Annotated in this window: 13 protein-coding genes and 2 pseudogenes; 1 reads left to right on the forward strand and 14 read right to left on the reverse strand. The window is 71.0% G+C overall.

Annotated elements, in window-relative coordinates; translation table 11 throughout:
* From TsocGM_RS24400 to TsocGM_RS24460, 13 genes and pseudogenes are all read right to left on the reverse strand, one after another.
* Nucleotides 1–622: pseudogene (locus tag TsocGM_RS24400) on the reverse strand (hypothetical protein); the annotation flags it as partial.
* A 295-nt stretch (nt 623–917) separates the two neighbouring features.
* Nucleotides 918–1,907, reverse strand: coding sequence for a hydroxymethylbilane synthase (gene hemC, locus TsocGM_RS24405; RefSeq protein ID WP_126728081.1), 990 nt, complete (start codon nt 1,905–1,907; stop codon nt 918–920).
* Nucleotides 1,904–2,758 (reverse strand): double zinc ribbon domain-containing protein, encoded by an 855-nt coding sequence (locus tag TsocGM_RS24410; RefSeq protein WP_126728082.1) that lies wholly within the window; start codon nt 2,756–2,758, stop codon nt 1,904–1,906. The genes hemC and TsocGM_RS24410 overlap by 4 nt, the downstream gene beginning before the upstream one ends.
* A gap of 127 nt (nt 2,759–2,885) precedes the next feature.
* On the reverse strand, nt 2,886–5,630 hold the full coding sequence (locus tag TsocGM_RS24415; protein ID WP_126728083.1) for a serine/threonine-protein kinase: 2,745 nt from the start codon (nt 5,628–5,630) through the stop codon (nt 2,886–2,888).
* A gap of 56 nt (nt 5,631–5,686) precedes the next feature.
* Complete coding sequence (locus tag TsocGM_RS24420) at nt 5,687–6,559, reverse strand: PEP-CTERM sorting domain-containing protein (protein WP_126728084.1); 873 nt, start codon at nt 6,557–6,559, stop codon at nt 5,687–5,689.
* Between the two features lie 303 nt (nt 6,560–6,862).
* Nucleotides 6,863–7,435, reverse strand: coding sequence for an RNA polymerase sigma factor (locus tag TsocGM_RS24425; RefSeq protein WP_126728085.1), 573 nt, complete (start codon nt 7,433–7,435; stop codon nt 6,863–6,865).
* Nucleotides 7,436–7,557: 122 nt separating this feature from the next.
* Nucleotides 7,558–8,950 (reverse strand): annotated as a pseudogene (gene accC, locus TsocGM_RS28040) (acetyl-CoA carboxylase biotin carboxylase subunit).
* 304 nt (nt 8,951–9,254) lie between these two features.
* Complete coding sequence (accB, locus tag TsocGM_RS24435; RefSeq protein ID WP_126728086.1) at nt 9,255–9,785, reverse strand: acetyl-CoA carboxylase biotin carboxyl carrier protein; 531 nt, start codon at nt 9,783–9,785, stop codon at nt 9,255–9,257.
* Nucleotides 9,786–9,854: 69 nt separating this feature from the next.
* Nucleotides 9,855–10,970, reverse strand: coding sequence for a M24 family metallopeptidase (locus TsocGM_RS24440; RefSeq protein WP_126728087.1), 1,116 nt, complete (start codon nt 10,968–10,970; stop codon nt 9,855–9,857).
* A 27-nt stretch (nt 10,971–10,997) separates the two neighbouring features.
* Complete coding sequence (locus TsocGM_RS24445; RefSeq protein WP_126728088.1) at nt 10,998–11,738, reverse strand: creatininase family protein; 741 nt, start codon at nt 11,736–11,738, stop codon at nt 10,998–11,000.
* A 44-nt stretch (nt 11,739–11,782) separates the two neighbouring features.
* Nucleotides 11,783–13,198 (reverse strand): magnesium transporter, encoded by a 1,416-nt coding sequence (gene mgtE / locus TsocGM_RS24450; protein ID WP_126728089.1) that lies wholly within the window; start codon nt 13,196–13,198, stop codon nt 11,783–11,785.
* Between the two features lie 564 nt (nt 13,199–13,762).
* Entirely contained in the window at nt 13,763–15,049 is a 1,287-nt protein-coding gene (gene serS, locus TsocGM_RS24455) for a serine--tRNA ligase (RefSeq protein WP_126728090.1), read from the reverse strand.
* A gap of 98 nt (nt 15,050–15,147) precedes the next feature.
* Nucleotides 15,148–16,530, reverse strand: coding sequence for a dipeptidase (locus tag TsocGM_RS24460; protein ID WP_126728091.1), 1,383 nt, complete (start codon nt 16,528–16,530; stop codon nt 15,148–15,150).
* Between the two features lie 825 nt (nt 16,531–17,355).
* Here TsocGM_RS24460 and TsocGM_RS24465 point away from each other — a divergent pair.
* Complete coding sequence (locus tag TsocGM_RS24465; protein ID WP_126728092.1) at nt 17,356–18,039, forward strand: hypothetical protein; 684 nt, start codon at nt 17,356–17,358, stop codon at nt 18,037–18,039.
* Between the two features lie 115 nt (nt 18,040–18,154).
* Here the strand turns inward: TsocGM_RS24465 and TsocGM_RS24470 are convergent, their stop codons facing one another.
* Nucleotides 18,155–18,748: a PIN domain-containing protein gene (locus TsocGM_RS24470; protein ID WP_126728093.1), complete on the reverse strand. Its 594-nt coding sequence runs from the start codon at nt 18,746–18,748 to the stop codon at nt 18,155–18,157.
* Nucleotides 18,749–19,644 lie beyond the last annotated feature (896 nt).

Here is a 19,644-nt window from a genome sequence, read left to right on the forward strand (position 1 = left end):
GGGGGGGGGGGGGGGGGCCGGGCTCAGAATCGGGCTCGGACTCGGGCTCGGCGGGAGCCTCGGGGGAGTCGGCCGGAAGGGGCTGGGTCGCGCTGCGGGAGCGGCGGGAGAACCAGCCTCGGACGGCCGACGATCGGGCCGGTTCGGCGGCCGTCGGAGCGGGATTGGGGGCGGGGTCGGGCTGGGGAGGGTCGAGGCGACGGCTCCTCCGGCCGAACAGGCCTCGGGGCGAGGGGGCCGGCTCCTCGGCCGCCTCGGACGGGGCTGGGGTCGGGGTCAGGGGGATGGGGGGGGCGTAGTCGTCCGCCAGGACGCCCGGGGACGGGCCGGAGACGGGGGCCGGTCGGTCGGCGGCCCGGGTTTCTCCCGGGTCCTCGGCCTCCTCGGGGCGGTTGTCCTGGGGGGTGCCGCGGGGGCCCAGGAGGATCCAGCCCATCAGCAGCAGGTAGGGGGGGACGAGCCACGGGCTGACCCGGGCCACGGCCAGGCTGGCGATCCCGATGAGGATCGCCAGGCCGATCATCGCCGCCCACTTCAACCGATCGGCCGACCAGGTCGGGCGGCCCGGGGCCGGCTGTTGGGCGTCTCTGGCGGGATCATCGCCGCGTCGTTCGGCGTCCAAGTCCGCACCGCTCCCTCGGTTCGGTCCCGGCTCCCGCTGTCACGGCGGGCGCGGGACGACGCCTCCGCGTCCGGTTCGAGTGGGCATGATGGCCGAGATCCCCAAGATCGTCCAGGGAGGTTTCGGGGGCGGAGGGCCGCTCGCAGGGGGATGGGTCGATCGCTGGGGACGGGTTGCTCGCTCTCGCGCTCTCGGTGTTTGGCGGTCGTCGGGGACGGCACGGCGGAGGGTCGGGGGTCCTTGCGGGCCGCCGATCGCCAGGAGGCCCGGCACGTCCCGGCCCGTCGGCAGGAGGTCAGCCGTCGGTGGCTCGGGGAGGGGGAGCCTGGCGGGCGAGGTGGAGGAGGCGGTCGGCGCCGGAGGAGCGGAGGGCCTCCGCGACGAGGAGGCCGAGGGAGGACGGATCGGAGCGGGGACCGGTGCGGGAGCAATCGAGGCGTTCTCGGCCGTCGGGATCGAAGACGGAGACGTCCAGGGCGAGGCGGTCCTCGTCCTCGCCCTCGTGGCCGAGGTCGCGGCCCCAGGCGGCGAGAGGGACCATGCAGCCGCCTTCAAGGGCGGCGAGGCAGGCCCGCTCGGCCAGCACGGCGCGGCGGGTGGGGGGGTGGTCCAGGGGGGAGAGCAGGGCGATCGTGGCGTCGTCGTCGCGCCGGCACTCGATGCCCAAGGCCCCCTGGCCGACGGCCGGGAGGAAGCGAGGAGGGCCGAGGCGGTCGGTGATGTGGCCGTCGAGGCCGAGGCGGTGCAGGCCGGACTCGGCCAGGACGACCGCGTCCAGTTCGCCGGTGGTGGCCCTGGCCAGCCGCGTTTCGACGTTCCCTCGGATGTCGACGACGACCAGATCCGGTCGGGCGTGGCGAAGCATCGCCTTCCGGCGGAGCGAGCCGGTGCCGACCGAGGCGCCGGCGGGGAGGGCGTCGAGGGTGCGATGGCGGGGGGCGATGAGGGCGTCGCCGGGGGCCTCGCGCTCGGGGACGGCGCCGAGCGTCAGGGCGTCGGGCCCCTGGGTGGGCAGGTCCTTGAGGCTGTGGACGGCGATCTCGACGGATCGCTCCAGCAGGGCGCGCTGGATCTCCTTGGTGAACAGGCCGGTCCCGCCGGCGATCTGGGCCAGGGGGGAGTTGCGGTCGCGGTCTCCCCGGGTGCGGATCTCGACGAGCTCGACCACCAGGCCGGGGTGGGCGGCTCGGAGACGGTCGGCGACCCACTCGGACTGCCAGCGCGCCAGGGCGCTGCCCCGGGTCCCGATCCGGACAACCTGGCCCTCGTGAACCGCTCCCATCATCCCCTCCCTTCGGCCCGGGCGATGACCACGGCGATCACCGTCCCGGCACCGGCGGCCTTCAGGGCCCGGCTGGCGGCTCCGCAGGTGGCGCCGGTGGTCAAGATGTCGTCGACCAGCAGGACCGTCCGGCCGGACAGTGGGCCCATCCGCCGGGGATCGGCCCGGAAGGCTCCCCGCATCTGCGCCTGCCGCTCGACCCGCCCGAGCCCCCAGAGCGCCTCGGTGGGCTTCACCCGACGCAACGGCCGGGCCATCGGCAACCTCAGAAGATCGGCCAGGGCGGCGGCCAGGGCCTCGGCCTGGTCGAACCCGCGTTGCCAGCGCCGTCTCCAGTGCAAGGGCACGGGGACGACCGCCTCGGCCCCGAGGGCAAGAAGGTCGACTCGCCGGGCCTCGAACAGCACCTCGACCAGCTTCGGGGCGGTCCAGGCCCCCTGGGCGGTCTTCAGCCGGAGGCAGAGGTGGCGGATCGGCCCCTGGTACGGCCCGAGGGCGAGGGCGGCGTCGAACCCGAGCCGGCGCCCGGCGCAGTCGTCGCAGCCGAGGGCCGAGCCGGCGAACGGGCCGACGGGCATCGCGCAGCGCCGGCACGCCGGGCCGGCGGCGTCGAGCAGCTCGTCCCGGCAGCCGGCGCAGAAGGCATCGAGGCGGTCCTCAAGCGGAGCGGCGCAAACCGGGCAATCCATCGGGAACGCCAGGCGCCCGACCGCCTCCCCGAGCAAGCGTCCGAGCCCGCGAGCCGCCGACGGTCCCCCGGCCGACGGGCAGCGCCGGTCGACGGCCGTGCCTACTCGTCCGGTGATCGGGGAGGAGCGGTCGGAGATCGAGGGACCGAGGAGCCGTCGTTTCATGGGGGCGATCGCGACTTCGAGCCTGCCGTCGTGCGGGGGAGGATTATCGCACGGCCAGGGGCCGGGGAGAAGCGGGGGCGCTGGCGGCTTCTGGTCTGAAGGCCGGGTGTCACTGATTCCGGAGCCTTCACGTTCCGGGAAGGCCGGGGGGTGACTCGACCTTGGCTGGCCCGGCCGATCGCTCGTTCGAGGAGGATGGGCCGGGAGGGTCCGGGGCGTCCGGGTGGTCGGCAGCGGGATCGGGGGGCAGCAGCTCCTGGAATCGGTCGAGGGGGGCGAGGGGGAGGAGGTCGGGGTCGGAGGAGGCGAGGGAGGAGAGGGAAGGGTCGAGGAGGAGGGCGTCGGCGAGCTGGTCGAGAGCCTCGTCGGCCAGGGATCGCGCGAGGGAGTCGCGATCGGCCGGGGGGAGGGAGGTGTCGGCCGAGGCGGCGGCGCTGGCCAGGGCAAGCACACACGCCGTGTTGTACCGCTGTGTGGGGGAGACGGACGTGCCGGCCGGAACGGGGGGAGCATCGAGTTCGCGGACCAAGGCGACGGCACGGCGATGGTCGCCGGAGCGGGCCAGGCAGATGGCTTGAGCTTCTCGGAACGAGATCAGTCGAGGGGTGGGATCGGCCAGGGCGATGACACGGTCCCAGTCGGCGCTGGCCTCGGAGAGTCGATCGGCGGACATCAAGGCCTGGGCTCGGGCTCCCAGGAGGTTGAGGGCGGTGCGACGAAGGCGATAAAGGTTGGGCTCGGACGCCAGCAGCGGGTCGATCCGGGAAAGGCCCAGGGTGAAGCGGGCGATCGCCTGGTCGCGCCGGCCACGCTGCAGGTCCAGATTGCCGACATTGACGTCCAGATCGGCACGGGTGGTGAGATACTCCCGGTGGGAGGGTTCGGCCTCAAGGGCCCGGTTCAGCAGGGCCTCGGCGCGGCGGTACTCCTCCTCGGCGCGGTCGGTCTGACCGAGCGTGGCATGGATCAAGCCCAGGTTGATCAGATTCTGGGCCAGCTCGACGGCCTTACCGGGAGTGTCGGGGTTGCGTTTCAGGAGTCGGTCGTTAATGGTCACGGCACGTTGGTAGTACGGCTCGGCGCGGTCGTTGGCGCCGGCCAGCTGCCAGGTGGAGCCCAGGTTGTGCGCGCACCACGCCACGTCGCTCAGGGCGTCGGGGTCGTCCGGACGGGCGCGCAGGATCTGCTCAGCCAGCCGCAGGGCCTCAAGCAAGTGAGCCGCGGCGCGGTCGGTCTGGGAGCCGGAGAGCATGACCCCCCACTTCAGGGAGACGACCAGGCGTTCGCGAACCAGCGACCAATCCGCCGGGGACTGCGACCGGAGGGAATCGAGCAGGCGGGCGGCGAGGTGAAGGTTCTCCTCGGCGGGAGCGAGCTGGCCGAGGGCGATCTGGAGGTTGGCGGCCTCGACGGCGGCGGCGGCGGTGTCTCGGGAGACGATCTGGTCGGAGGGGTCGGTGCGCTGGATGACGCGATCGTAAAAGGCAAGGGCGGCCTCGGCCTGCTCGCGGTGCAACTCGGAGAGGCGGGGCAGGTCGGCGAATCGGGGCTTCTCCCGAACGGCGAGGACGCGGCGGATGGCGTCCCGGGCGTCTCGGTAGTTGGCCTCGGCGTTTTGCTTCTGGCGGAGGGCCTCGGCGGCGGCGGCCTCGGCGTCGCCGATGGCGCGAAGGAGGCGGACGTTGGCGGCCAGCACGCTGGTGAGGGCCAGGGCCGCGACCAGGGCCGAGAGGCCAAGCAACGCCGCCTGAGACGGCCGGCGCCTCGCCCACTTGACCAGGCGGCCGACGGGGCCGGTGCGCCGGGCCCGGATCGGCTCTCCGGCGGCGAAGCGGGCCAGGTCGTCGGCGAGCGCTCCGGCCGAGGAATACCGCCGGGCGGGGGCCTTCTCCAGGCACGTGAGGCAGATGGTCTGAAGGTCCCGGGGGATGCCGGGCTGGAGGCGGCTGGGGGGGGGCGGCTCGGCCGATCGGACGAGGTCGAGGGCCTCCAGGGGAGAGGGGGCGATGAACGGCGGGCGGCCGGTGAGGCATTCGAAGAGGATGGCGCCAAGGGCGTAGACGTCGGCGGCGGGGCCGACGGCCTCGGGCCGGCCGGCGGCCTGCTCGGGGGCCATGTAGTGCGGGGTGCCGAGCAGGGCGTCGGACTGGGTGGGGCCGGCGGTGGCGGCGTCGAGGCGCTTGGCCAGGCCGAAGTCGGCGAGTTTGGGGGTGCCGTCGGCGGTGAGCAGGACGTTGGCCGGCTTCAGATCGCGGTGGATGACGCCGGCGCGGTGGGCGTGATCGACGGCCCGGGCGAGCGTCTCCACAAGGGCGGCGGCCTCCCTCGGCCGTAAGGGGCCAGTCGTGAGGCGGTCGGCCAACGAGCCGCCGGAGACGTACTCCATGGCGATGTACGGCTGGCCGCCCACCCGACCGACGTCGAAAATCTGGACGATGTTCGGGTGCTGCAACCGGGCGGCGGCCTCGGCCTCGACCCGGAAGCGGACCAGCTCCCTGGGGTCGGCGTCGGGCCCGGAGCGGAGCCGCTTCAGGGCGACGAGCCGGCCGAGCCGGCGATGGCGGGCCTTGGTGACGATGCCGTTGCCGCCCCGGCCGATGGGAGCGATCAGGTCGTAGCCGTCGGGGGCCTCGGCAGGCGAGGGAGGAATCGGGTCGCCGGGGGGCGCCGGCTCGGTCGGCCGGCTCGACGGCGAGGCCGACCGGAGCAGGCCGATCAACGGGTCGTCGGCCGAGCCCTCCAGGAGGGCTCGGCACTCGGGGCAGGTTTCCAGATGGCGCTCGATGGCAAGCGCCTCGTCCTCGTCGATCGCGCCGAGGCCGAAGGCGCCGAGCCGCTCCGGGGTGGGGTGATCGGGTTCGGTGTGGTCCATGGCCCGAGATTCCCTCCGGGGACCTGGGACACGTTATCAGGCCGTCCCCGCCGGGATCAATCGCCGGGGAGCTTCCGGGGGCGCGCCGCCCGCCGTCGGAGCAGCCACAGCCCCGCCGGCGGCACTCCGCCGGCGAGCATCAAGAGGAGGCTGGAAGGCTCGGGGACAGCCGGGAGATCGGCCGTGGCGACCGTCGCGGCGAAGACCCCGGCGTTGCGAAAGAGAGATTGGGGGGCATCGGTCGGGATCCCCACCTGGTTGTCCGCGGTGAGTCGGATGGTGAGCGTCTCGCCGGCGCCTGAGAAAATCACCGAGAATTTCCCGGCGGAGAAAAAGTTGTTGTTATAGGCCGGGAGCTGATCGATCAGGGCTGTTGCGGCCAGCAGCGAGGAGCCGCCGCCACCGCTCAACTCGGCCGACAGACGCATGCGGGTGTTGAAGCCCTGGACGTAGACGTCGAGCTGGCGAGGATCGGCGTCGGCCTGCACCTGGAAGGAGAGGCCGAGCCCGTTCGGATAGCTGGTCTGGGCCGGCGTGATCGTCTGGCTGACGACCGTCCCGACCGGGCCGCCGCCGGCCATGGGCTCGGTGCCGTCGGTCCAGGTGAAGTCGAGGATCGGCAACGTTGGGTCGGGGGCGAAGGGGACCAGGACGACGCTGGCTCCCGACGGGGCGGAGCCGAGGGGCGTCAGGGTGGGGTCGATCAGTGAGGCGCCGGCCTTCTCCGAGGTGGCGAAGGGGACCGTACCGAAGGCGTCGCCGTTGCCCCACTTGACCCAATCCAGGGTACCGGCCGCGGTGAGGTCGGTGGTGGTCGAGCCGATCGGCAGGTCGGTGTAGCTGATGGAGAAAATGCTGCCGGCGTCGGCCGGGTGGACGATCGCGGCGACCGAGGCGAGGATCGAGGCGGCGAGCAGGCGGAACTTCATCGGAATCTCCCGGTCGGGTTGGGGGCGACGACCTCGGGCCGTCGCCGGGGCGAAGGGGGCCGAGTCGGACGCCGGGGGGAGGCGCGGCCGGACGGCTGGGAGCGAGCACTCCTCGGGTCGGCGATGACCCGGAGAGGCCGTCGGACCCGACGCCGGTGAGGGGCCCGAGACGTCCGGTCGTCCCGGGGCTCCAAGATTGGGAGTGCGCACGCCCTCGGATCCTGTCGCGAGGCGTGGGGAGATTCCCCAAGATGGTGTCTGGGAGCATCATCGCTCCCTCGGACGCAACGGTGGGGAGGGGGATCAGCCGATCAGCCCGCGTCCCTCCTGGCGGAGCCGGCGAAGGACGCGAGATTTGGCGATGAGCACCGCGTTGACCGTCTGGCCCAGCTGCTCGGCGACGGCGGAGGCGGGCAGTCCGTCGATCACCTGGAGGCGGAAGGCACGCCAGGTGGCGGGGGTGAACTCGGGCTCGATGAGCTCGAGCAGTCGGGAGGCGAGGTAGCGGTCGTGCTCCAGGTCCCAGCGGCGGCTCAGGTCGCTCTCGGGATCCTCGAGCTGTTCCAGGACGTCGGGCAGGAATCGGCTGGCCCCCTGCCGTTGGGATCGCCAGTAGGCCAGGAGCCGATGGGTGATGATCGCTCGCATCCAGCCGCGAAAGGCGCCGGGACGGCCGGTGTGATCGAAGTGAGGCACCTCTCGGATGATCACCAGCAGGATTTCCTGGAGCAGATCCTCGGCGTCGGCCTCGGCGATCCCCTGCTGGCGGAGGCGGCGGAGGACGAGCGGGGAGTACAGCTCGGCCAGTTGTCGCCAGGAGCGCTCGTCCGGGTCGCTTCGCAGGCGGTCGAGCAGGCTCAGCGGGGTGTCGTTCATGGGGAGGCCGTCCGGCGGCGAGGGCGGTCGCGGTGGCTCGTGCCGCGATGGCGCGGGACGGTGCCAGCGTACCAGGCCGACGCGCCGGGATCTTCCCGGTGGCGGGGAAACGGGGAAACGGCTCAGGGCGTCGCCTGGGCGAGCGTCTCTCGGGGGGTCAGCAGAACGCGCTCGACCCAGGTGGTGTCCACCTTCCCCTCGATGAAGTCGGGGGTGTGGAGGATGCGGCGGTGCAGGGGAGCGGTGGTGGTGATGCCGTCGATCCGGAGCTCGTCCAGGGCGCGAAGCATCCGGGCGATCGCCTCGATGCGGGTGGGGGCGTGGACCAGGAGCTTGCCGATCATCGAGTCGTAGTTCGGCGGGACGCGGTAGCCGGGGGCGATGTGGGAGTCCCAGCGGACGCCGATCCCCCCGGGAATGCGCAGGCCGGTAATCAGGCCGGGGCTGGGGCGGAAGTTGTGCTCGGGGTCCTCGCAGTTGATCCGGCACTCGATGGCGTGGCCGAGCTGGTGGATGTCGGCCTGGGCGACCGAAAGCGGCTGGCCGGCGGCGACGCGGATCTGCTCCTTGATCAGGTCGATCCCCGTGACCAGTTCGGTGACGGGATGCTCGACCTGGATCCGGGCGTTGACCTCGATGAAGTAGAAATTGGAGTCGGCGTCGACGAGGAACTCGCAGGTGCCGGCGTTGACGTAGCCGGCCTGCTTGGCCAGCCGGACGGCGGCCTCGCAGATGCGGCGGCGGACGCGGGAGGGCAGGGTGGGGGCGGGGGACTCCTCGATCAGCTTCTGGTGCCGACGCTGGAGGCTGCACTCGCGTTCCCAGCAGTGAACGGCGTTGCCGTGGGAGTCGGCCAGCAGCTGAACCTCGATGTGGCGGGGGGGGGTCGATGAACTTCTCGAGGTACAGACTGGGGTTCTTGAAGGCGGCGTCGGCCTCGGCGCGGGCCTGGGAGATGGCCGAGCGGAGGGCGCCCTCCTCCCGGCAAACGCGCATGCCCTTGCCGCCGCCGCCGGCCGCGGCCTTGATGAGCACGGGGTAGCCGATCTGGCGGGCGACCTGCACCGCCTCGTCATCGGAGTTGACCGGGCCGTCGGAGCCGGGAACCAGGGGGACCTTGGCCGCCTGGGCGACGGCCTTGGCCTCGGTCTTCAGCCCCATCTTGCGGATGGCCTCGTGCGGGGGCCCGATGAACTCGAAGTTGCAGGCGCGGCAGACCTCGGCGAAGTGGGGGTTCTCCGAGAGGAAGCCGTAGCCGGGGTGGATGGCGTCGACGTCGGCGATCTCGGCGGCGGCGATGATGCGGGGAATGTTCAGGTAGCTGTCGGCGGCGGGGGCCTTGCCGATGCAGATGGCCCGGTCGGCCAGCTCGAGATAAGGGGCGCCCCGGTCGGCCTCGGAGAAGACGGCGACGGACTCCAGGCCGAGCTCCTTGCAGGCGCGGATGACCCGGAGGGCGATCTCGCCGCGGTTGGCGACGAGGATGCGGCGGATTTTCGGCGGGGAATCAGCCATCGGCGGGAGTCCGGGGGGCTCCGGCCCGGCGCCGGGCGGCCGCCGGAGAGGCGGGGCGGGGCGGGGCCGAGGGTCCTGCCGCCGGGCCCCAGGGGGGCCGCGGGGCGTCACGATCGGGGGGCGACGGCCGAGGTCCGATGACCGCGGGCGGATGGCCGAGGGGCGGCGGCGGAGCAACGCGGGCCGAACTCCGGGCGCCCGATCGCGACGCGAGGGCCATCATCGGGGAGCGATCCGCCGCCAGGGCTTGCACCGCTTGCACCATCGAGGGCCGGCCACGGGGCCTCGCATCGGCCGCCGCCGATCAGGACGGGACGACACGGAAGAGCGGCTGGCCGAACTCGACCGGCTGCTTGTCCTGAACGAGAATCTCGGCGATGCGGCCCGAGACGCCGGCCGGAATCTCGGTGAAGACCTTCATCGCCTCGATGATGCACACCGTCGTCTCCGGCCGGACGGTCGCGCCGACGGTGACAAACGGCGGCGCGTCCGGCGCGCTGGACTGGTAGTAGGTGCCGACCATCGGGCTCTCGATGAGCAGACCGTCGACCTCGGGGGCCGGCGGCGGTGCGGTGGGAGCCGCCGAGGGGGCGGCCGCCGAGGGGCCGGGCAGCGGCGCGGCCGCCTGCGTCGGCGCCGGCAACGCGGGAGCGGCGTGCGACGGGCCGGGCAGGGCGGCCTCGGTCCGGCGACGCAGCCGGATCGTCGTCGGCCCCTCGACCAGGTCGATGGCCGTCAGGTCGTACTGCTGCATCATCCGGACCAGGCGGTGAATCCGGCGGACGTTGTCCGGGTCGGGTTGCTCTCCCGATGGCCCGGTCGGCGATTCGGCCATGTACCTGCGCTCCGATCCGCTGCGCTCGCTGTCCTCGGCGTCGAAACAGCCCCGGGGATGGATGGCCCGTCAGCGCCCGAGGAGGCCGTCCCGGGCGGCGTCGAGGTCGCGGGGCAGTCGGGAGAGGACCTCGGCCCCGTCGGGCGTGACGAGCACGTCGTCCTCGATCCGGATGCCGCCCCAGTCGGGGACGTAGATCCCGGGCTCGATGGTCAGGACCATGCCCGGCCGGAGAGTCTCCTCGGAGCTGCCCCTCAACCGGGGCGCCTCGTGGATTTCCAGGCCGATGCCGTGACCAAGTCCGTGGTCGAAGAACCGGGCGAAGCCGGCCTCCCCGATGTGGGAACGGGCCTCGGCGTCGACGTCGGCGGCCTTCGCCCCGGGGTGGATCGAGGCGATCGCCCGGCGCTGGGCCTCCAGGACGACCCCGTAGAGCTCCTCGAATCTCGGGGACACCTTACCGGTGGCCAGCACCCGAGTCAAGTCGCTCCTGTACGGCAGGGGGCCCATGCAGGCTCCCCAGTCGACCAGCACGAAGCCATCCGACCCGAGGCGCACCCCCGGCTCCGGCCGGGCGTGCGGCAGCGCCGCCCTCGGACCGACGGCCACGATCGGCGGGAACGCGGAGCCAACCGCCCCCGCCTTGCGCAGGGCGAATTCGAGGGCGTCGGCGGCCTCCTTCTCGTCCGATTCGGGGGAAACCGCCTCCTTCCAGGAGCGGAAGGCCGATTCGGCCGCCTCGATCGCCCGGCGCAGGGCGGCGATCTCGTCGTCATCCTTGATGACCCGGATCGCCTCGACGACTCCGGAGGTCCCCTCCAGCTCGACCGACCCGACTCCTTCCCGGATCGTCCACTGGTCGGCCACGGTCAGCCCCGCCGCCTCGAAGCCGACCCGCCCGAGCCCGAGCTTCGCGACAACCTCGCCCAGCTCCTGGGGAAGCGTGCGATCCGACGGCCGGATGTGACGCTCCAGGGTGGGGCACTCGTCTCGGAGCTGCGTGTCGAAGCGGAAGTCGGAGACGATCAGGAGCCGATCGGCCGAGACGATCAGCGCCGAGGAGTCGCCGGTGAACCCCGTCAGGTAGGAGACGTTCGGCGGGTGGGTGACGAGCAGCGCGCCGAGGCCGGCCTCGCGGAGCGAGCGGCGGACGGCCTCGACGCGGCGATCGTGGGCGGCGGCCATAAGGGTCTCGACGTCAACGAAGGGGGATCAGTCCAGCGGCAGCGCCAGCACTCGGTCGGCGGCCGCGACGACCGCCGGCACGATCGCCTCCAGCATCTTCCTCCCTTTCTCGGCCGAGGCGAAGGAGGGGTAGCCGACGGCTCCTCGCTCGGTGCGGCGGCCGAAGTCGACGGCGTGGAAGAGGCCGTCCGGGGCGACCCCGGGGGAGGGGTCGTCCTGGATGCGGTCGGCGCGGACCAGCTCGGGGCGGAGATGCATCATCATCGACGTCTCGATCTCGCAGGCGTGGCCCATCGACGTGCGGGGGCCGTCGCACAGGGCGGCGATGGCCTCGGCGGCGAGCTCCCAGTAGGCGGCGCCGGTCAGCAGGGCCTCGGGGAAGGCGGCGTCGAGGCGACGGAGGGCCACGTGAAGGGGGTCGATGTTGCCGCCGTGACCGTTGAGCAGCAAGACGCGGCGGAAGCCGTCCCGGAGCGGGGGGGTGAGCAGCTCGACGAGCATTTGCTCGTAGGTGGGGAGGGTGGCGGTGAGGGTGCCGCCGAAGGGAAGGTGGTGCTCGCTGGCGCCGAACCACTGGACCGGCAGCAGCACGACGCGGTCGGGCCGGGCGGCCTCCAGGCCGTCGGCCACGGCGCCGACGAGGACGGTGTCGGTGATGACGGGAAGGTGCTGGCTGTGCTGCTCGCAGGCCGCGATGGGGGCGACCAGCAGGGTCCGGTCCCGGTCGATGGCCTGGATCTCGGGGGCGGTCATCTCGGCGAATCGCATGGCGAGGCGGGCTCCGGCGGCGCGGGGAGGTTGTCAGGGCGGACTCAGTTGCCCAGCATCATCAGCAGCACGATGGCGATGCAGTAGAAGATGACCAGACCGGTGGTGTCAACCAGCGTGCTGATCATCGGAGCGGACACGACGGCCGGGTCGATCCCCAGGCGTCGGGCGATGATCGGAACGGCTGATCCCACTGTGGTCGCCCAGGTGCAGATCCCCAGCACGGCCAGCGCGATGACGACGGAGAAGCGCAGATCGGCCAGGAAGCCGACGTCGCCGAGCACGCCGATCGAGCAGAGGACCAGCGAGGCGACGAACCCGATGACGCCGAGGATCGAGCCGAGCAACGCCCCGGTCAGCGCCTCGCGGCTGACCACTCGGAAAAAGTCTCCCTCTCGGATGTCTCCCAACGCCAGGCCGCGAATCACCGTGCCGACGGCCTGGCTACCGGCGTTGCCCCCGGTACCGATCAACAGCGGGATGAAAATCTGGAAATCGATGGCCAGCGTGTCTCGGCCGAAGCGGTTGACCCACTCGAACAGATAGATGATCGAGGCGGAAATCCCCGCGGCCATGAACAGCCCGAGCAACCACCCAATGCGGCGTCGCACGGCGGCGGCGATTCCCTCCTCGCCAGGGTCCTCGTCCGCCTCGGCCGCGTCGTAATCCACGGCGCCGAAGCGGAGCAGGTCTTCCGATTGCTCCTCTCGGAGAATATCCAAGGCGTCGTCATGGGTGACGATGCCCACCAGCCGATCCTCGGCATCGACGATCGGCAAGGCGAGCAGGTCATACTGCGCGATCTTGCGGGCGACCTCCTCGCGGTCGTCGTCCACTCGGGCTCGAATCGGATCAGGTTGCATCACGTCCTCGACCCGGGCCGTCGGCCGAGCGAGGATCAGCGCCTGCAAGGTGATCGAACCAATCAAACGGCGCTGATGGTCGACGACGAAGTTGGTGAGGATCGTCTCCCGATCGGGGGCCTCCCGGCGCAGGTGGTCGATGGCCTCCCGGACGGTGACAAAGGGGGGAAGGGTGGCATAGTCGGTCGTCATCACCGAGCCGGCGGTCCCCGGCTCGTATTGGGTCAGGCGACGGATGTCGTCCCGCTCGGCCTGAGCCATGCGCCGGAGAATCATCTCCGAGCGGTCGGGATCCAGTCGAGTGACCAGATCGGCCCGGTCGTCGTGCGGCATGTCTCGCAGCAGCGCCGCAGCGTCTTCAAGCGACATGGACTCGATCAGCTCCAGCTGACGGTCGTGGTCGAGGTAGCTGACGATCGCCGCCCGTTCCTTCGGTTCCAACAAACGGAGGACGGCCTCGGCCTCAGCGGGGTGGAGGTCCTCGATCAGCTCGGCCTGCCGGGCGGGGGGGTAGTCCTCGAGGAACTCGCGCACCGCTGCCGCCTGGCCGTCACGGATCAGTTCGCGAAGGTCGGGCAGCAGCAGGGCGTTCCGCATGGCACCTCCGGGTGCAGGCAGGGGAGATCGGATGGTGGAAGGCGTCCGGGCGTCCGCAGTCGTTCGGGGCCGGGAGGGCCGAGGTCGCCGAAACCCCGGCCTTGGGGACCTCCCGGATCGGGGCAGTCGCGGTCCCGTCCGGCTCGATCCTCCTGCCGGCCTGGTCCGCCGTCCTCCTCGACGGAAGGCCGAGGGCCGGGGGAGAGTCGCGGTCGGCCTCATCGGTCGAGCGTGATCGGGACGGGACGGGCCTGGGCCGTTGGGGCGCTCGGCACGGCCAGGGGCCCGTCAGCGGTCCTGGTGTCCCTCCTCGTCGGATCGCTGGTTCCGAGCGGATGGGGCTGGTCGATCGCCCGGGGGGCTCGGCTCGGGGGATCGGACGGGAGAGGGCCGAGGAGGTCGTGACGGAGACTCGGGAACCGCGGAGGAGAGAGGAGGGCAGGAGGAAGAGCGATCGGGCCTCAACCGGCCCTCGGCCGTTCCCCCTCCGCTCGGGGAACCGACTCCCGCCGGCCGGCCGGGCCGGCAAGGGACCTCGGCCGATCGCTCTCCCGGGCCCTTGCGTCAACCGATCACGTCCTTGCCCATGATCGGCCGGAGGACGTCGGGCACGTCGACCCGGCCGTCGGCTCGCTGGTAGTTCTCGAGAATGACGATGAGGGCTCGGCTCAGCGCGATGGCCGTTCCGTTGAGGGTGTGGACGAACTTGGTCCCCTTCTGCCCCTCGGGGCGGTAGCGGATGCCGAGCCGGCGGGACTGGTAATCGGTGCAGTCGGAGGTGCTGGTGACCTCGCCGTACTCGCCGCCGTCGCCTCGGCCGGGCATCCAGGCTTCCAGGTCGAACTTGCGGTAGGCGGGGCCGCCCAGGTCTCCCGAGCAGATGTCGACAACGCGGTAGGGGATGCCCAGCGCGGTGAAGATCTCCTCCTCGATGGCGAGCATCTGCTCGTGCATCGCGCCGGATTGCTCGGGAATCGTATAGGCGAACATCTCCACCTTGGTGAACTGGTGGACGCGATAGAGTCCTCGGCTGGCTCGGCCGGCGGCGCCGGCTTCGGTGCGGAAGCAGTGGGAGACGCCGACGTACTTGATGGGCAGCTGCGCCTCGTCGAGGATCTCGTCGGCATGCATGCCGCCCAGGGTGATCTCGGCGGTGCCGATGAGGCAGAGGTCCGAATCCTCGACGGAGTAGACCTGCGTCTCCTCCCCTCGGGGGTTGAAGCCGATGCCTTCGAGGATCTGGGTGCGGGCGAGGTCGGGGGTGACGATCGGCATGAAGCCGTGGCGGACGAGGGTCTGGACGGCGAACTGCTGCAACGCCAGCTCCAGGAGCACGGCGTCGTTCTTGAGAAAGTAGAAGCCGGAGCCGGAGACCTTCGAGCCGGCCTCGAAGTCGATCAGGTCGAGGGCCTTGCCGATCTCGACGTGGTCCTTGACCGGGAAGTCGAAGGAGCGGGGCGTGCCGACCTTGCGGATCTCGCGGTTGGCCTCCTCATCCCGGCCGATGGGGGCTGAGGGGTGGGTCATGTTGGGGACTCGGGCGAGCCGGGCCTCAACCTCCTTCTCCAGGGAACGCAGCGAGTCCTCGCGGTCGGCGACCTTCTGCTTGAGCTGCTTGCCCTCGGCGATGAGGGCGGCGCGGCGATCGGGGTCCTTCTCCTTCCCGGTGGCCTGGGCGACCTCGTTCTGGCGCTGGCGGACGGATTCGACCTCCTGGAGCAGCTCGCGGCGCTGGGTTTCCAGCGCGACGACCTTCTCCAGGTCCTCGATCACGTCGGCGGGCACGTTGCGGTCGACGCAGTTCCGCTTCACGGCGTCGACGTTGTTCAGGACGAATTTCAGGTCGAGCATGGGCGGGCCCTGTGACGCTGCTCCCGGCGGCGGTCGGGGGCCGACCGGGAGTTCGGGGACGGGGGCGAGGGGACGGGGGCCGGGGTCCGGGGTCCGGGTCAGGAGATCGCGGCCAGCTCGGCGATGAGGTGGGCCGCCGCCTTGATCCCCCGGTGGAAGTCGGCCAGGGAGAACTTCTCGTTGGGTCCGTGCAGGTTGTCGTCGTTCTGGCCCCAGCCCAGCAAGAGCGTGTCGACGCCGAGGTGCCGCTTGATCAGGCCGACGACGGGGATCGAGCCCCCCTCCCGGATCAGCACCGGAGGGGTGCCGAAGCCGGCCTCCACGGCCTTCATGGCGGCCGAGACGGCGGGGTTCCCCTTGGCCTCGACGATCACCGCCGGCGCGCCCTGCATGGCCGTGAGCGAGTACCTCACGCCCGGGGGGCAGACCGTCGCCAGGTGCGCCTCGACCAGGTGCTTGACCCGTTCGGGGGTCTGATCCGGGACGAGGCGGAAGCTGAACTTGGCGCCGGCGAGCCGGGGGAGCACCGTCTTGGGGCCGGGGCCCGAGTAGCCCCCCCAGAGGCCGTTGACATCGCAGGTGGGGCGGGCCCACTTGCGTTCGAGGGTGGTGTAGCCGGCCTCGCCGAAGACGGCGGGCACGTCCAGCTCGGCGCGGAACTGTTCCTCGGAGAAGGGGAGGCGGGCGAACTCGGCACGCTCCCAGTCCTCCAGGGGGCGGACGTCGTCGTAGAAGCCGGGGATGGCAATGCGGCCGGCGTCATCCTTGAGGGAGGCGAGGATCGTCGCGATCGCGTTGAGCGGGTTCTGGACGGCCCCGCCGAAGGTGCCGGAGTGCAGGTCGCGGTTGGCTCCCTCGACGATCAGCTCGAAGTAGGCCAGCCCCTTCAGCCCGTAGGTGATGGCGGGTTGGCCGGGACCGAACTGGCTGGTGTCGGAGATGACGGCGTAGTCGCACGAGAGGCGGTCGGGGTGCTCGGTCAGGAAGGCTTCGAGGTTGGCGCCGCCGACTTCCTCCTCGCCCTCAATCAGGAACTTGACGTTGATCGGCAGCCGGCCCACCCCCTTGAGCCAGGCTTCGGCGGCCTTGAGGTGGGTGAGCATCTGGCCCTTGTCGTCGGTGGCGCCCCGGGCGTAGATCTTGCCGTCCCGGACGACGGGCTCGAAGGGGTCGGGCTGGTCCCAGGGCTCGAGCGGCTCGGGGGGCTGGACGTCGTAATGGCCGTAGACGAGCAGGGTGGGCTTGCCGGGGGCGTCGAGCTTCTCGCCGAAGACGATCGGGTGGCCCTTGGGGAACTCGATCAGCTCGGCGGCGACCCCCAGGGAGCGGAGGTCGTCTCGGATGAACTCGGCCGCGCGTCGGGTATCGGCGTCGTGGGCCGGCTGCGCGCTGACGCTGGGGATGCGGAGCAGATCCTTGAGCTGCTCCTCGAAGCGCGGCCGGTGCTCGGCCAGGTAGGCGTCGACCCGATCGATGGCCATCGGCAGCGTCCCTCCTTCGGTCCGTTCGGCCCCGTTGGGGAGTGGGCGGGGGCCGGGCCCGTTCCCGATCGGGCCCAGGGGAATGCCGGCGAGCGTCGCCCCGGCTTCCCCCGGCGCCGGCGCGGCTGAGAAACGCTCATTCTATCGCCCCCCGGCTCGAACCGCGACGCCCCTGGACCCGATCCCGCCGGATCGCGGCGTCGCACCCACCGATCGATCCGGGACGACCCGACCGCTCCGACCGCTCGATCCCGGGTGCGACGTCCGTTTCCCGGCCGCTGCGACGTATCGTTGGGGATGGGAAGCCCGCTTCCCATCCCCGTCGAACGAGGACGGTCGTCCTGCAGTTTCTACCAAGGGCCACGACCGGCCCTCGGGAACCGAAATGCCCAGAAATCGACTCAAGTCTCGGGCCGATCGAGCCGAACGGGTCGGCCGCCGGTGGCCGCGCGAGAGGGCGGCACAGGGGTTGCTTCACTCTCTCAATGCTCGGAGCCGAGCTCGTCCATGCGGCGACGGAAGGCGGCAAGTCTTCCTTATCGGCCCGGCCCCAGGGTCCCCTTCACTGAGTTTTCGCCGGTGGGTCGGTTTTCGACGGTTCTGCATGGTATATATAGGAGAACGGCTGACGAGCGGTGCCAACGGGAGGGCAGCCGTTCCCGGGGGAGGGGATCGTGACGGTCCGTCCCCTTCGGAAGCGGCGCCGGGCAGGTCCAAGGGATGGCTGGTTCGGGGCTCCGCCCCCGAGACTGCCCGGCCGACGCGGTCCGAGGTCGGTCCCGGATCCGTAGTCAATCCGGCTCGCGAGGAGGGGGACCCTTTCCGATGAGCTTTCTGCAACGTTTTATCGAACGCGTGCTGCGAACCAACACGACTCGCATGCCCCGAACCAGCTTCGACGACCTCAGCCAGGAGGAGCTCGACGCCCACCTGCAGGTCGGCCGCTACGGCGACTTCGCGCTGACCGATGCGATCCGCCCCTCCTTCGGGCTCGACATCATCCCCCGCCAGGGATATCGGCGCGACCTGTACCGCGACCCCGAGAGCGGCAACACGATGCCCGTGCTGGCCGCCTCCGTGTCGAGCGAGAAGCTGTTCGACGTCTTCATGGACCTGCTCGACCCGCTCGGCGACGAGGTGGACGTGGTCATGGAGTCGAGCCACGACTCCGAGCCCGGCCAGCACGCCGACCTGTACCGCGAGCACATGGACACCGTCATCTTCAAGAGCACCCTCTACGACTTCGAGGAACTGCTCCTGAACGACGGCTGCACCGGCGTCGCGGCGCTCAACCCCGACGGGCCGATGGAGGTCCAGTTCGACGAGCACAAACTCCTGTTCGTCTACGCCCACGACCTGGAACCCTTTGAGGAGATCCTCAGGGAGCACGGCCTCCGGCGCGACGACACGATCAAGTTCATCTCCGAGGCCGAGCACCTGCACTCGACCGACGACGTCTACCGCGAGCAGTTCGACGAGCTGCGCTACCGCCTGGGCATCGACGTCTGAGCCCTCGAGCATCCCCCCTCGGAGCCGACCCCGACCGTCCCCCCCGGGGCGGCGTGCCGTTCCCCCCGGCACGCCGCCCCGTTCGCGTTTCCGAACGCTCGAACCTCGCCGGAGATCAACCGGGCACGACCACCGGATACGAGACGGCCTCGCCCTCCACCGCGAGGTAGCCCTGCTCCTTCAGGCCTCCGATGACCGCCTCGATCTCGCCCTCCGATCGCGAGCCGTTGAAGCTCACCGCGATCGTCTTCCGCAGCGCCTCGATCGACCTCGGCCTGGCCGCCTTCATCTTGGTCAGCCGCTCCCGAGTCAGGGACACCCACTCCGAGATGATCGTCCCCCGGATCAGCGGGATCTCCTCGATCGCCGCAACCCGACCCGCCCGGATTCGATTCCCGCGCAGGTGTCGGATCAGCGGGTCGAAGCCCGCATCCTTCGAGATGATGTGGAAGTACCCCTCCGGGTCGGTCGTCGAGAGCACCCCGATGCAATACGCGATGTGGAGGTCCAGCGCATTCGGTCCCGAGCCGGCCACCTTCACGTACTCCGCCCGGCATCCCATCCGCTGAACCGACGCCGCCACCTCGAACGGCAGCCTCGCCTGCGAGGCGCCGACGAACACCAGGAGCCGGAAGCAATCGTCCTGCAGCCGGGAGAACGACCGGGGCTGAACATTCCCAAAATCGACCAACACAGAGTTCGTGCGCATCGGATTCATCCCAAACACTCCCCGGTTTCCAACGATTCTCTCATTCCTTGGCCTTGCGCTATTGTCCCTCGTGGCCCGTCTCGGACGTGCGACCGTTACCGTCACCGCGGCATCGCTCCTCGTTCTCCATTCTCTATCCCCCGCTCTCTGTTCTCCGTTCTCCGCCCTCCGCTCTCTGTTCTCCGCCCTCCGCTCTCTGTTCTCCGTTCTCCGCCCTCCGCTCTCTGTTCTCCGTTCTCCGCTCTCTTGCACTCGATCAACGAGTCCTTCCGTCCCTGCCTTTCCGGTCCGCGTTGAGCTCCGCAGCATGCTCCACTCCCCGGATCCCATCAAGAGACGCCGACCGAACCCCTCACGATCCAGCAGCACTCTAGCTCTCGCTCGCTCCCCCCGACGATCCAGAAGGCAAGCTCCCCCGCGGCGATCGAGAGCAGGCCCCATCGAACGGCATCCCGCGGGATGCCATCGAGCCGACTCCCACACGGAGCATTCCCCTGGAGCCGGCCAAAGACCGAGCAATCGGATGGCCCCAAAAGTCCCCAGTGAGGTGGTCGTCGCCCTCGACTCCGACGTCAGGCAGAAAACCGATGTCAGGCAGAAAAACCACCGGATCGAATCGCCAGGGTGTTGACCAGGGGCGATCCTGTGATACTATTTCCCTTGCCGCTGGTGAGACCCACCTGACGCGGGCCGACCGACGAGGCGGCCCGTTCTCACCTGAGCGAGGCACCTACGCCGCAGTTCGGACGCATCCCGACGTTTGCTCCGCGCAACGAGCCGGGCGGCCCAACGCGACGTTCGCACGCTCCCGCCCGGGGACGGCCCGTCGGAGACGACGGGGCGGATCACGCCAGGCGGGGGCAACCCGGTGGCTCGCCGTCGCATCGGCGGTGTCT

This window comes from Tautonia sociabilis (assembly GCF_003977685.1).
Classification (GTDB): Bacteria; Planctomycetota; Planctomycetia; order Isosphaerales; family Isosphaeraceae; genus Tautonia; species Tautonia sociabilis.

Excerpts from the sequence above, each read along its gene's own strand:
- hemC (WP_126728081.1), bottom strand. The coding sequence starts at position 1,907 with ATGATGGGAGCGGTTCACGAGGGCCAGGTTGTCCGGATCGGGACCCGG.
- TsocGM_RS24410 (WP_126728082.1), bottom strand. The coding sequence starts at position 2,758 with ATGAAACGACGGCTCCTCGGTCCCTCGATCTCCGACCGCTCCTCCCCG.
- TsocGM_RS24415 (WP_126728083.1), bottom strand. The coding sequence starts at position 5,630 with ATGGACCACACCGAACCCGATCACCCCACCCCGGAGCGGCTCGGCGCC.
- TsocGM_RS24420 (WP_126728084.1), bottom strand. The coding sequence starts at position 6,559 with ATGAAGTTCCGCCTGCTCGCCGCCTCGATCCTCGCCTCGGTCGCCGCG.
- TsocGM_RS24425 (WP_126728085.1), bottom strand. The coding sequence starts at position 7,435 with ATGAACGACACCCCGCTGAGCCTGCTCGACCGCCTGCGAAGCGACCCG.
- accB (WP_126728086.1), bottom strand. The coding sequence starts at position 9,785 with ATGGCCGAATCGCCGACCGGGCCATCGGGAGAGCAACCCGACCCGGAC.
- TsocGM_RS24440 (WP_126728087.1), bottom strand. The coding sequence starts at position 10,970 with ATGGCCGCCGCCCACGATCGCCGCGTCGAGGCCGTCCGCCGCTCGCTC.
- TsocGM_RS24445 (WP_126728088.1), bottom strand. The coding sequence starts at position 11,738 with ATGCGATTCGCCGAGATGACCGCCCCCGAGATCCAGGCCATCGACCGG.
- mgtE (WP_126728089.1), bottom strand. The coding sequence starts at position 13,198 with ATGCGGAACGCCCTGCTGCTGCCCGACCTTCGCGAACTGATCCGTGAC.
- serS (WP_126728090.1), bottom strand. The coding sequence starts at position 15,049 with ATGCTCGACCTGAAATTCGTCCTGAACAACGTCGACGCCGTGAAGCGG.
- TsocGM_RS24460 (WP_126728091.1), bottom strand. The coding sequence starts at position 16,530 with ATGGCCATCGATCGGGTCGACGCCTACCTGGCCGAGCACCGGCCGCGC.
- TsocGM_RS24465 (WP_126728092.1), top strand. The coding sequence starts at position 17,356 with ATGAGCTTTCTGCAACGTTTTATCGAACGCGTGCTGCGAACCAACACG.
- TsocGM_RS24470 (WP_126728093.1), bottom strand. The coding sequence starts at position 18,748 with ATGCGCACGAACTCTGTGTTGGTCGATTTTGGGAATGTTCAGCCCCGG.